This is a genomic window from Ruegeria sp. YKSF070 (genome assembly GCF_059612725.1).
The window spans coordinates 41,003-53,616 of record NZ_JBXWRD010000001.1 but is presented as its reverse complement, the minus strand read 5'-3'; the positions used below and the strand labels follow the sequence as shown (position 1 = coordinate 53,616).

General features: G+C 61.4%; 12 protein-coding genes. 2 read left to right on the top strand and 10 right to left on the bottom strand.

From position 1 onward, the window contains the following. Window positions 1-15: 15 nt before the first annotated feature. The 3 genes from AC2FL1_RS00260 to AC2FL1_RS00250 form a co-directional block, all read right to left on the bottom strand. Window positions 16-1,404 carry a calcium-binding protein gene (locus tag AC2FL1_RS00260; RefSeq protein WP_496875616.1) on the bottom strand — a complete coding sequence of 463 codons (1,389 nt, stop codon included), beginning with the start codon at window positions 1,402-1,404 and terminating at the stop codon, window positions 16-18. Between the two features lie 147 nt (window positions 1,405-1,551). After that, complete coding sequence (locus AC2FL1_RS00255; RefSeq protein ID WP_496826355.1) at window positions 1,552-2,337, bottom strand: hypothetical protein; 786 nt, start codon at window positions 2,335-2,337, stop codon at window positions 1,552-1,554. Then, the gene (locus AC2FL1_RS00250) at window positions 2,331-3,155 is read right to left on the bottom strand and encodes a sulfite exporter TauE/SafE family protein (RefSeq protein ID WP_496875615.1); all 825 of its coding nucleotides are present in this window, start codon (window positions 3,153-3,155) and stop codon (window positions 2,331-2,333) included. The genes AC2FL1_RS00255 and AC2FL1_RS00250 overlap by 7 nt, the downstream gene beginning before the upstream one ends. A 277-nt stretch (window positions 3,156-3,432) precedes the next feature. Between AC2FL1_RS00250 and AC2FL1_RS00245 the strand changes: the two genes are divergently transcribed. Further along, the gene (locus tag AC2FL1_RS00245; RefSeq protein ID WP_496875614.1) at window positions 3,433-5,079 is read left to right on the top strand and encodes a tetratricopeptide repeat protein; all 1,647 of its coding nucleotides are present in this window, start codon (window positions 3,433-3,435) and stop codon (window positions 5,077-5,079) included. Between the two features lie 215 nt (window positions 5,080-5,294). Here AC2FL1_RS00245 and AC2FL1_RS00240 read toward each other — a convergent pair whose 3' ends face one another. Both AC2FL1_RS00240 and AC2FL1_RS00235 read right to left on the bottom strand, forming a co-directional pair. Continuing rightward, complete coding sequence (locus AC2FL1_RS00240) at window positions 5,295-6,839, bottom strand: alanine/glycine:cation symporter family protein (RefSeq protein ID WP_496875613.1); 1,545 nt, start codon at window positions 6,837-6,839, stop codon at window positions 5,295-5,297. Window positions 6,840-6,862: 23 nt separating this feature from the next. Further along, window positions 6,863-7,297 carry a universal stress protein gene (locus tag AC2FL1_RS00235; protein ID WP_234136350.1) on the bottom strand — a complete coding sequence of 145 codons (435 nt, stop codon included), beginning with the start codon at window positions 7,295-7,297 and terminating at the stop codon, window positions 6,863-6,865. 146 nt (window positions 7,298-7,443) lie between these two features. Between AC2FL1_RS00235 and AC2FL1_RS00230 the strand changes: the two genes are divergently transcribed. Then, entirely contained in the window at window positions 7,444-7,899 is a 456-nt protein-coding gene (locus AC2FL1_RS00230; RefSeq protein ID WP_234166270.1) for an Lrp/AsnC family transcriptional regulator, read from the top strand. 11 nt (window positions 7,900-7,910) lie between these two features. Here AC2FL1_RS00230 and AC2FL1_RS00225 read toward each other — a convergent pair whose 3' ends face one another. The 5 genes from AC2FL1_RS00225 to AC2FL1_RS00205 all read right to left on the bottom strand — a co-directional run bounded on the left by AC2FL1_RS00225 (window position 7,911) and on the right by AC2FL1_RS00205 (window position 12,572). Next, the gene (locus AC2FL1_RS00225) at window positions 7,911-8,327 is read right to left on the bottom strand and encodes a VOC family protein (RefSeq protein WP_496826364.1); all 417 of its coding nucleotides are present in this window, start codon (window positions 8,325-8,327) and stop codon (window positions 7,911-7,913) included. Between the two features lie 31 nt (window positions 8,328-8,358). Next, the gene (dusA, locus tag AC2FL1_RS00220; protein ID WP_496875612.1) at window positions 8,359-9,348 is read right to left on the bottom strand and encodes a tRNA dihydrouridine(20/20a) synthase DusA; all 990 of its coding nucleotides are present in this window, start codon (window positions 9,346-9,348) and stop codon (window positions 8,359-8,361) included. Window positions 9,349-9,612: 264 nt separating this feature from the next. Further along, the gene (locus AC2FL1_RS00215; RefSeq protein ID WP_496875611.1) at window positions 9,613-10,032 is read right to left on the bottom strand and encodes a hypothetical protein; all 420 of its coding nucleotides are present in this window, start codon (window positions 10,030-10,032) and stop codon (window positions 9,613-9,615) included. Window positions 10,033-10,506: 474 nt separating this feature from the next. Next, the gene (hutC, locus tag AC2FL1_RS00210; RefSeq protein WP_496875610.1) at window positions 10,507-11,208 is read right to left on the bottom strand and encodes a histidine utilization transcriptional repressor HutC; all 702 of its coding nucleotides are present in this window, start codon (window positions 11,206-11,208) and stop codon (window positions 10,507-10,509) included. Continuing rightward, window positions 11,205-12,572: a formimidoylglutamate deiminase gene (locus tag AC2FL1_RS00205; RefSeq protein WP_496875609.1), complete on the bottom strand. Its 1,368-nt coding sequence runs from the start codon at window positions 12,570-12,572 to the stop codon at window positions 11,205-11,207. The genes hutC and AC2FL1_RS00205 overlap by 4 nt, the downstream gene beginning before the upstream one ends. Window positions 12,573-12,614: the final 42 nt, after the last annotated feature.

Sequence of the window (12,614 nt, the reverse complement as noted above, 5' to 3'; positions counted from 1 at the left end):
CTGTGATCCAAGACGTCAGGCCGTCAGCAGGTCATCGTTTTCCACAACCTGGATATCGGCGGCTGTCAGGCCTGGATAGGCCCCGTCGATCCATGCCACGATGACGCCGTCGTAAAGGACAAGCGCAACGCCCTCATTGTCGGGCTCTTCCTCGACGGTCACATCGCCGCTGCTGCCGCTGGGCACCTCGATTCGAAGCCGATCGTCGGCGGCATTGAAATCGTCGATCCGCGCAACCGCGGTCTCCTGCATCCAGGGCCCGACAACGAATGTGTCGGCCCCATCGCCGCCGGTGGCCTGATCGCCGCTGCCCAGCCACAACTCGTCATCTCCCGCACCACCCAGGATGGTGTCAGGATCCAGTCGGTCGATCACGCCCGGGGCCGCAGTGCCGGGCCGGCCGACAAGCCCCATGATCGTGTCATTGCCGTCGCCACCGTCCAGCATGTCGTATCCGGCACCGCCGTCGAGACTGTCAGCGCCCGCCTCGCCAAGGATCCAGTCTGCAGCATAGCCACCCAGCAAGGTGTCGTTTTCATTGCCGCCCAGCAGAATGTCCTTGCCCAGACCGCCGCGCAGCACATCGGCGCCGTCACCGCCCGCCAGGCTGTCTTCGCCCTCCTGACCACGCAGGACGTCGTCTCCAGCGCCACCCAATGCGATGTCGTTACCGTCCCCGGCGTCGATCACATCCGGCCCGACCCCGCCATCGAGGCTGTCATTGCCAGCGCCCCCCGACAACCGGTCGCTGCCATAGCCGCCCAGCAGAGTGTCGTTGCCCGCGCCTCCTTCCAGATGATCCAGCCCGGTACTGCCATGCAGCAGGTCGGCACCGTCGCCGCCGGACAGGGAGTCGTCGCCCTCCTGTCCGCGCAGCACATCATCCCCGCTACCGCCATCGGCGGCGTCATTGCCGTCACCGCCAAAGACCGAATCCGACCCGCCGCCACCGTCAAGACTGTCATCGCCGCCATTGCCGGACAAACGGTCATTTCCAAAGCCACCCTGCACCGTGTCGCTCCCGGCACCGCCAGACAAAAGGTCCTGACCTGTACTGCCATGCAGGAAGTCGTCACCGCCCTCTCCCGACAGCGTGTCGTTGCCACCCGCCCCACGCAGCGCATCGTTGCCAGTGCCGCCATCGGCGCTGTCATTGCCGAGCCCCGCAAAGATCACGTCATCACCGCCGCCGCCGGACAGGGTGTCATCCCCGGCACCACCGCTGATCCTGTTTGCCAGATCCGTTCCCTGAAGCAGATCGTTGCCCTCGGTACCGGTGATCTCGGGGCTTTCAGGCGGTTCTTCGCCCCCGCCCGAATTGTCGTCATCATCGCTTTCATCTATCGCCCAAACGATGGTCCCGACCGTCAGGGCCGTGCCGAGCAAAATAAGAGCCGTCAGCATAATCACATCCCCCCAAACCCCAAAAAACTGAGCAAAAATATCACATTTTTCAGGAAGTTAGCGGGGTTTTTCGGATTGTTTCCAGTTTACACCCTCCCCGCGAAAGCAAGATGTGCATTTCACGTATTGGGAGGTATTTTTCCCCGTTTACGGGTACTCGATCCACTCTCTAACCCCTCCGGGTAGTTCGGGCCGGAAATAGGCAATCATGCGGCCATCGGGAACGGCATCCACACTTTCGGCCCAGGCGGCGACCCCGTGCAGGCAGTGCCGATGTAGGAGATAGGCCTCGCCCGGGCGCGCATGCAGGGCGATTCGCGGGCAGGTTTCGAACACTTCGCGCCGCGCGGACTGATAGGCGTCGGTCACGTCGACCCGGTGCCAGTCCTCGGGCGGATACCCTTCCATCGCGCGGGCCAGCGCAGGACCCAGGATGCGGTGGCTGCCCTCCCACAGAATAAGCGGCGCGGCCTCGGGCGGCGCCTCGGTCAGCGGCAGGCCGAGGATCCAGCCATGCGGTTCATCGACATGACGGCGACGGTCGGGGCCCGAGGGCTTCAACCCGTCCACGTGCGCCGCCCCCCGGTTCAGGCGATAGCGGAAGGCTGCCTCGCCCTCGCCCCGGCGCGGGCGGGGATAGCCGGGATAGGTCACCGAGATCTGACCGCGATGCAGGGGCAACATGCTCAGATGACGGCGGATATAGTCCACCGCCTGCCCGGCCAGCACCGGACCATCCCCCACCCGGCCCTCAGCATCGTTGTCCAGCGCATCGACACCGATGAACCAGGTGCCCTCGCAATCGAGCCATTGCGCATGGGCAGGATCGGTCACCGCACGCCGCGCGACAGGCAGAACATGAGCGCACCAACGGGCCAGTACCGGATCAAAGGGAAACCGCAGCCAGCCCCGGCGCAGAAACTCCTCTACCATCCCAGAGCCTTGCGCAGCATGTTGAGCGCCACCAGCGTCAGGAACACGGCAAAGATGCGTTTCAGCGGTTTGGGGTCCATCGCATGGGCCAGCTTCACCCCCCAGGGCGTGGTGATCAGCGTCATGCAGATGACCACGCCGAATGCCACCAGATTGACCGCCCCCACTGTCAGCGGCGGCCGCTGCGCCGGGTCGATCTGCAACAGCAGGAACCCCAGCACCGAGGGCACCGCGATGATCACGCCAAAACCCGCGGCGGTGGCAACCGCGCGATGGATGGGCGTGTTGTAAAGGCTCATCAGCGGCACGCCGAAACTGCCACCGCCGATCCCCATCAGTACCGACAGGAACCCCACCATCGGCGACAGGATCAACCGGCGCGGGCCGACAGGCATCGCCTCGCCCAACCGCCAATGGGCGCGCCCCAGCCCAAGATAGGCGCCAATCACGACCCCCAGCACGCCAAACAGCGCCTGCAACGCGACCGAGCGCAGCGAAGCCGCCACCATGACACCCAGAACCGCACCCAGCGCGATCCCCGGCCCCCAGCCGCGCAGGATATCCCAATCCACCGCGCCCTTCTTGTTATGGCTCAGAACCGAGCGCAGAGAGGTCACGATGATGGTGGCCAGCGACGTGGCCAGGCACATCTGCATCAGCTGCGGCCCGCCATAGCCCAGCGTCTGGAACGCGTAGAAGAAAGCCGGGACCAGCACGATACCGCCCCCCACGCCCAGCAGCCCCGCCAGCACCCCGGCAAAGGCGCCGATCACAATCAGCAGGGCCAGCATCTGCAACAGCAGCATCGTATCGGGCATGGGGCAGTCTCCGCTCTTGGGTTCCGTCAGGGGTACAACGCCGGCGTGGCAAGGAAAAGCGGTCTTGTAGGACAAGTGCGTGTGTCCAACGTCACATGAAGTTGACCCTCACGTCGTCAGCCGACCCTGAATATGCAACAAAATGGAGAACGGCAGATCAGCGTCCGAAGCAACCAGTATCTTGAGCCTATGCCCACATGGAAACCCGTTGGCACCGCCCCTTTGGAAACGAGCGCTTCCGTCGTATGGTTAAACAATTGGATGGAAGGATAGTGCGATGGAATATTACGAACTCGGGAGCTATTCCCGGAAAGTGACAACAAGGTCGGATGCAGCACAGCGTTGGTTTGACCGGGGTTTGGCCTGGACATACGCCTATAACCACGAAGAGGCGATCATATGTTTTCAGAATGCCGTGGCTGAAGATCCGGGCTGCGCTATGGCGTACTGGGGCATCGCCTACTGTATCGGGCCAAACTACAACAAGCCTTGGGAGGCGTTTGAAGATGAGGAAAAGCCTGACTGCCTAGGACTGGCGAAGTCGTCCATCGGTTCAGCCATGGCGCTGCTCGACCAGCTAACACCGGTTGAGCGCGCTCTGATCGAAGCCATCCCGGCGCGCTACCCCACATCATCGGATATCGAGGATTTCAGCCCATGGAATGATGCGTTCGCCGACGCGATGCGAAAAGTTCATGCCCAATTCGGTCAGGATCTCGATGTGTGCGCCATATTTGCCGAGGCGATCATGAACCGGACACCCTGGCAGCTTTGGGATCTCCCGACAGGGAAGCCGGCGGATGGGGCCGACACGCTTGAAGCCATCGCGTTGCTCGACAAAGCTTTTGCCTCGCTTCCCGGCGCATGGCAGCACGCTGGGCTGCTACACATGTACATTCATCTGATGGAGATGTCGCCGCATCCCGAGCGGGCGCTTCGTCACGGGGATGCATTGAGCACTTTGGTACCCGATGCCGGACACCTGCTCCATATGCCGACCCATGTCGACGTCTTGTGCGGAGATTACATGAACGTGGTGCTACGCAATCATGCGGCCATTGTGGCAGACCGGAAATTCCTCGAGCGCGAAGGACCGGACAACTTCTACTCCGTCTATCGGTGCCACAACTATCACTTCAAGATCTACGGTGCGATGTTCCTGGGGCAGCCCACAGCTGCATTGGAAGCGGCCGAAGAACTCATCGACACCTTGCCATCGGAAACTCTTCGCCCGATGGCCGACTGGTTTGAAGGCTTCGTCCCCATGAAACAGCATGTGCTGATCAGATTTGGGCGGTGGCAGGATATTCTGGATCAGGATCTGCCAAAGGATGAAGAGCTCTATTGCGTAACGATCGCCATGATGCGCTATGCGCGCACGGTTGCCTTGGCCAACCTGCACAGGATCGCGGAGGCCGAGCAAGAAAAGGCAGAGTTCTATGAGGCATTGGCGCGGGTCCCCGAAAGCCGCATGCTGTTTAACAACACGTGTCGTGACATTCTCAAGGTCGCCGAACAAATGATGCTGGGTGAACTCGCCTATCACAAGGGAGAGCACGAAACCGCTTTTGATCATCTGCGCAAATCTGTGGAGATCGACGACAACCTCCCCTACGACGAGCCCTGGGGATGGATGCAGCCCACCCGCCACGCGCTCGGTGCCTTGCTCCTTGAACAGGGTCAGATGGAGGAAGCAGAGGCGGTATATCGCGCCGACCTTGGTCTGGACACCACGCTCAGCCGGGCATGCCAGCATCCGGGAAACGTGTGGAGCCTGCACGGTCTGCACGAATGCCTCACCCGGCGTGGCGAAACGGTTGAGGCCGCCCACATCAAGCTTCAGCTGGACAAGGCGGTGGCTCGATCCGAGGTGCCCATCAAGGCATCCTGTTATTGTCGGCAGAAAGCATTGGCGGCGGAATAATCCCTGCCAAAGCCAGAGCTCTGGTCATTCACAACGTCCACATCTCCTGCCAAGGCAGACTTTTGAGAGGATGGGCTGACGATCGGATCATCGGGCCGGGACAGCTGCGCGCCACGATGCCCCTCCACAGGCAAGAGGCCCGCTCAGGTCACTTACTTTTCCTCCAACGCAAAAGGGCGGGGTTTCCCCCGCCCTTTTCATTTTAGTCCAAAGCTTTAGTTGAACTTCTTGATTTCGCCCGACTTGAGCCGCGACAGATAGGAGTCGAGCTCTTTCTTGACGATCGGCATCAGCAGATAGAGCGCGATGATGTTGACAACCGCCATGGCAAAGATCGCCGCATCCGAGAAGTCGATGACCGGGCCCAGGCTGGCCGACGCGCCGATCACCACGAAGAGGCAGAAGATCACCTTGAACACCAGTTCGGTGGTCTTGCCTTCGCCGAACAGGAAGGTCCAGGCCTTCAGGCCGTAATAGGACCAGCTGATCATGGTCGAGAAGGCAAACAGGATCACCGCGATGGCCAGGATGTACTTGAAGAACGGGAAGGCCGAGGAGAAGGCCGCCGAGGTCAGAGCCACGCCCTTGTTGCCGTCCACGGTCTGGATGGTGCTTGCGCCCTCGTCCAGCAGGTAGAGGCCGGTGTTCGGATCGCTGACCAGCTGACCGGTGATGATGATCACCAGCGCGGTCATGGTGCAGATCACCACGGTGTCGATGAACGGCTCCAGCAGCGACACGAAACCTTCGGTGATCGGTTCCTTGGTGCGCACCGCCGAGTGGGCGATAGCCGCCGAACCCACGCCCGCCTCGTTCGAGAAGGCGGCCCGCTTGAAGCCCTGGATCAGCGCGCCGACCATGCCACCGGCAATGCCCAGCCCGCTGAAGGCACCGGCAAAGATCTGGCCAAAGGCCCAGCCGATCATGTCCGCGTTCATCAGGATGATCACCAGCGCGGTGGCCACATAAAGAACGCCCATGAACGGAACGACCTTTTCGGTGACGCTGGCGATGGATTTCAGACCGCCGACGATGACGGCAAAGACGATACCAGCGAAGATAATGCCGGTGATCCAGCCCGGGAACTCACCCACAACATTGGTGATCTGCGCATGCGCCTGGTTGGCCTGGAACATGTTGCCGCCACCAAAGGCGCCCAGGATACAGAAGATCGAGAACAGGATGGCCAGGAACTTGCCCGCCGGAATGCCGCGCTCTTCAAAACCCTTTGTCATGTAATACATCGGGCCGCCCGAAACGGTGCCGTCTGCATATTCGTTGCGGTATTTCACACCCAGCGTACATTCGGTGAATTTCGACGCCATGCCCATCAGACCGGCAAGGATCATCCAGAAGGTCGCGCCCGGACCGCCGATGCCCACGGCAACGGCCACACCGGCGATGTTGCCCAGACCCACGGTACCCGACAGCGCGGTGGCCAGCGCCTGGAAATGGCTGACCTCGCCCGCGTCATTGGGGTCGGAATAGTCGCCCTTGACCAGCGAGATGGAATGCGGAAACGCCCGGAACTGGATGAACCCGAAATAGAGCGTGAACACCGTAGCGGCGATCACCAGCCACATCACGATCCAGGGAAAGGAGGTGCCGGGAAAGGGGCTGAAAATGAAATTGACGAACCAGCCGGTCGAGCTTGCGAAGATCTGATTGACCTTCTCGTCGACGGATTGGGCCAGGACCGGCGCTGCGCTGAGCGCGGCCATGGGCGCGGCCAGTGCCGCGGCTTTGATGGATGTGTTCATGATATCCCTCGTCTGTTGGCCGTTTACGGCACGATCGTGCAAGGCACGGGGGCGCATTGTGCAAGCGTTCCGGCAACCGAGCCGAAAACACGCGCGGCCAGGCCGCTTTCACCCTGACGTGCGATGAAGATTTGTGCCGCACCGCTCTTGGTGGCGATGTCACACAGCGTGTCGGCGACCTGCCCGTAGCGGATCGCGGTCTCGACCTCGACGCCGCTGCTGGCCAGTTCCGCCTTGAGCGGGGCCAGGATCGCGGTTTCGGCGCGGGCCATTTCCTCGGCGCGGCGCTTGTGACGCTCTTCGATCTCGGTCGGTGTCAGGAACGAGTAAGGCGACCATTCCAGAACATGTGCGACGATGATCGAGGCTCCGCCAGCCTTCGCCCGCTCCATGGCGAAGTCGAGCGCCCTGCGGGACGCCGCGCTGCCGTCGTAGCCGACGACGAATTTGGTTGTCATGTCTTCCTCCCTGGGAATGCTGCGCGTCTTTCTGACGCACTTGTAAAGTACACCACAGATCAGACGATTTGTTTCGAAAATTCCTTGTCAGTTGGAAAATTTTCGGAAAAAATCCTAATCTGAATGGCGAAGTGAGAAAATTTCCGATGGATAGCCTAGACAAGAAGATTCTTTCCGTCTTGCAGCAGGACGGCCAGATCTCGATGTCGGCCCTGTCCGAGCGGATCGGGCTGTCGTTATCGGCGTGTCACCGGCGCGTCAAGCTGATGGAAGCCGAGGGCATCATCCGCAACTATGCCGCCCAGATCGACCGCCAGACCGTGGGGCTGGAGGTGCAGGTCTTTATCGAGGTGAAACTGAATTCGCAACGGCGCGAAGACCTGGAAGCCTTTGAAAAGGCGATCCTGTCGATGCCCGAGATCCTGGAATGCCACATGATCACCGGTGAGTTCGATTTCCTGATCCGGGTCTGCGTGCATTCCCCCGCTGATTACGAGGCGCTTTACCGCAGTTCACTGTCGGCGATCCCGGCCGTGTCGCAGATGAAAACGCTGCTCAGCCTGTCGACGGTCAAGGAGTTTCGCGGCTATCACCTGCGCTGAATCACTGGCCCCTACCCGTCCCGCCCGGGCTCTGCCGGGTTGCTGGAGAACAGCGCGATCTTGTTGCCCTGCGGGTCACGCAGATAGCTCACATAGAACTGCGGCCCATAATCGGGGCGAAACCCCGGTTGCCCCTCGTCCGCGCCGCCCGCAACAAGGGCCGCGGCATGCAACGCGCGCACCTGCGCCTGATTGCGCGCCTCAAAGGCGACCATGGCGCCATTCCCGGCCGAGGCGGGGCCACCGTCAAAGGGCGGTTTGACATAGAAATCCGGCAGCAGCGGCGACTGCCCCGGCGCCACCGGCAGCGCATAGCTGAGGCCCTCGGGCCCCTCTTTCAGACCATATCCCAGCAACGGCAGGAAGGCCGAATAGAACCGTTTCGCAGCAGCGATGTCATCGGCGCCAACAGTGACATAGGCAATCATTGCATCCTACCTTTTCCCAAGGTCGCGGCGCTTACCCGGCAACCTGTCCCAGCGCCGCCTCGACCAGCTCCGGCCCGGCGCCCGGGCGCACCGCGCCTTCGGACAGCATCCGCCGCCAGCCGCGCGCACCCGGGCGCCCGGCAAACAGCCCGAGCATGTGCCGGGTCACCTGATGCAGCCGCCCGCCATTGGCCAGATGCGCCTCGATATAAGGCAGCATGGCACGCGCCACCGTCACCGGGTCGCTGGCCTCGCCCGTGCCATAGATCATAGGATCGGCCTGGCACAGGATATCGGCAGGCTGGTGATAGGCCGCCCGCCCGATCATCACCCCATCCAGCCCCGCGTCCAGATGCGCCCGCGCCGCCGCGAGCGTGTCGATACCGCCATTGATCGAGATATGCAGTTCGGGAAACCGCGCCTTCATCCGGTGCACCAGATCGTAATCGAGCGGCGGGATGTCCCGGTTCTCCTTCGGGCTCAGCCCTTGCAACCAGGCCTTGCGCGCATGGATGATGACCCGCTGGCACCCGGCCCCGGCGACCTGTTCCAGGAAATCGGGCAACACGGTCTCGGGGTCCTGATCGTCGACCCCGATCCGGCATTTCACCGTCACCTCGACATCGACCGCCGCGCGCATGGCGGCCACACACTCGGCCACCAGCCCGGGATGTTTCATCAGCACCGCCCCGAATGTGCCCGACTGCACCCGATCCGACGGACAGCCGCAGTTGAGGTTGATCTCGTCATAGCCCGCATCCGCCCCCAGCCGCGCCGCCTGCGCCAATTCCTCGGGGTCCGAGCCGCCCAGTTGCAAGGCCACCGGATGTTCTTCGGGGCTATATTCCAACAGATGTAATGCGCCCCCCCGGACCAAAGCCGGCGCGGTCACCATCTCGGTATAAAGCAGCGTCTGTCGACTGAGCAGCCGATGCAGATAGCGGCAATGCCGATCTGTCCAGTCCATCATAGGTGCGCAAGACATACGCCAAGATACGATATTGTGCGACTTACTTTTCATTGCAGACGTTTATCGCAGCTTGGGCAGTCCCGCCAGAGCATGTTTCAGGCCCGTTTATTGCTCGTCCGAGCCCGTTTTCGATCAAGTTACAACAAATGTTGCGCCTTAATCGCGATGTTGTAGCTCGGCTCTACCCCTCTCCGTTCGTCGTTAGGGGATTGGTTCCAATCCGTTCACGCACGTTTGCCGCCATTCGCTACGCCGCGCGTGAACTCACAGAATGTGGACAAACAGGTCCTTAGACTTATCAGTGCCAATGGCCGTTTACAAACCTGACACGACCCTGCCTGCGACGATAGTTAAGTGCACTTCTGAAAAAGAGATCGAGCTTATCTGCTGGCAGATTGTCCGCTGATGCAAAATGTATGGCTCGGTTGCCTTCATGCGCAAAGGCTTTTGGAGAATTGTCTGAAAGTCAGCGACAATTCTGGTCTTACAATGCACACCTACTGCGAAGCCGCCCTCATTGGGACAGCCGAACCGTATCGTCGTGCCTGATTTCGTCTCTGACGTCAGATAGGCGGGCTGACCCCATTTGAGCATTTGTTCAAGATGCCCGACGCCCTCGCTGCGCGCGGCCACTTCAAGGATGAGTCTGCGCAGATGCAGCAGGCCCTCCCGAGCCGCGCTTGGGAAAGCGGAAAACGCGCGCAATACGTTAGGATCGTCGAATGGCAGACCCATCCTGTTGCCCCTTCGTGTTCAGCGGACTGACGGGGCGCTGGCCAGTCTGTCAAACACCAGCTTTATCCGGCGACTTGTTTGCAGTTCGCGGTGCGCGACAAGCCAGACGGGGAGTGAGAAAGGCTGCGTTCAGGGGCATTTGGCGATCTCCTCGAAGCGGCTCATATTCCGAACGGACCCGCAGTGCACACCATGCGCACAAGAGGGACCTGTCGCTACCCCGAACCGTACAGCGACAGGCGTTCGGCGGTGTTTGGGGAGATTGAGCGTCAATCTTCCAACTGATGGAGACGCGAAACAGTTTGTTCGAGCGCAGTCAAGGACAGTCCATCACCGACGTATTGGAGCGTCAACCCGGTGTGGCCGTCCTTGCATCGCCTAAAACCTGCAAGACGACCTTTGCCCAAGAGAGCGCAAACAGAAATTCAAGCCCCTTTCCGGGGCAACGGGCTGACCGCCGCACACTCGACCCGCTCAGTTCCGGGCCGAAAGCTGATACCCCGGAAGAGCCACGGCCTGCACGGTCGTGATCGGTGCCGGGCCGATCCATGTGGTCCGCTCGATGACGAACAGGGCGCTGCCAACAGGGGCAGAGAGGTGTTTCGCAGTCTCGCCTTCCGCGTTCACCGCCGAAAAACTGACTTCGATACGACTGTATGGCTTATGGCGGACAAGCCATTCGTTCGCGCTTTCCCGTGTGAGGTCTACGTTCAGGATCTCCGGCGTCGACGTCGTGTCGATCCAGCGATCCTCAAGGATGTAGGGCCGGTTGTCGGCAAGGTGCAACGCCTTCACATGCAGCATCTGGGAAGGCTGCTGGATGCCAAAACGCGCCATGATTTCAATGGGCGTCTCCTCCAGTTCGCGGCTGATGAGCTGGTAATTGTACTTGGCACCGCGTTGCTCGACCTCGCGCCGGGTGATCGGAATGTCGAATGTGGCGCGGGTGACGGGGTCGGTCCGGACATGGGTGCCGCCCTTGCGCTTGCGCTCCACAAGCCCGGCAAGGGACAAATCCTGCATTGCGCGCTGAACGGTCGTGCGGGCACAGCCCAATTCCGCTGCAATGTCCTCATCGCGAGGCAGCTTGTCGCCCGGCGAGTAAGTCCTGTTCAGGATCCGCGCGCGGATCTCGTCACGAACCTCAGTCCATGAAATGCGCGTTTCCACGTTCAAATATCTGTCTCCAACCGTGTCATCGTCAGCTTGTATCGTTCAACTATCGCATCGCGCCTGACATGGCGACCGTTCGTCACGACGTGACGACCAGCGCTCCAGACCTCGCGGATGCAGGACTGGCCGCGGCCCCCAAAGATCAGGCTGTCGAGCGTCGCATCGCCGTGCCGATTGCAGAGCCATTCATTGTCATCGTCCAGCCCGACAAGGTCCGCAAGCGCGCCCACCTCGATCCGGCCAGTGTCGCGCCCGCCCGCCTGTGCACCGCCTCGCGTGGCGGCCTCGTAGAGCACGCGCCCGGTCGACCGGTCCGGCATCGCCAGCGCGGCCCGTGACCTGTCCCGCAGGCGTTGGGAATATTCCAGCGTCTTCAACTCGTCGAAGAGCGAGATGTGGATGTTGGAATCCGATCCGAAACCGATCGTGCCCCCCGCGCCAAAATAGGTCGTGCCATTGAATATCCCGTCACCGAGGCTCGACTCCGTTATCGGGCACAGCCCCGCAACGGCCCCGGTCCGCGCCAAGGCGGTTGTCTCGGCCTCTGTCATCTGTGTGCAATGGATCAGGCACCATCGCGGGTCGACCGGATGATTGCCCAGCAACCACTCCGTCGGGGGCGCGCCAAGATGGGCCAGGACCTCTTCGACCTCGGCCACCTGCTCGGCAAGGTGCATATGGATCGGGCCAGACCGGGCCTGGGTCAGGATGGCATTCAACCCTGCCGGATCGACCGCGCGCAGGGAATGGGGGGCCATCCCAATGGCATTGTCCGCAAAGCTGCGGTCAATGATACCCGCCGCGTCAGCATGCAGGCGCAGGAAGCGGTCGGGATCGTTGCCAAAACGTTGTTGGCCGCCATTCAAAGGCCGCAGATCACAGCCGCCATATTGGTAGTGCACCGGCAGCAGGGTCAGGCCGATCCCGGCCTGCTCTGAAGCAGCCACGATCCTTTCGGACATCTCTGCAAGCATCCCATAAGGCCTGCCGCCGACGTCGTGATGCAGGTAATGGAATTCTGCGACGGCACCATACCCCGCCTCCAGCATCTCCATGAAAACCAGCCCGGCGATAGCTTCGACATCGTCTGGCGTCAGCTGGTCGAGAAACCTGTACATCAGGCGCCGCCAGCTCCAGAAGCTGTCGCGCGCGTCCGGGCCCCTGGCTTCGGTCAGGCCCGCCATGGCGCGCTGGAAGGCATGGCTGTGCAGGTTGAGCGGTGCCGGAAGCAGCAGGGCAGTCCGGTGCGTCGGCGTTTGCGAGACCGGGCCGATCTGTTCGATTCGACCGTTTGCGCCGATCGCCACCTCCAGATCAGACTGCCAGCCGCTTGGCGTAAGCACTTGGCTTGCATGAACTATTTGCACGCCAACAACTCCATTGACATTTTTATGTAGCTACATATTAAC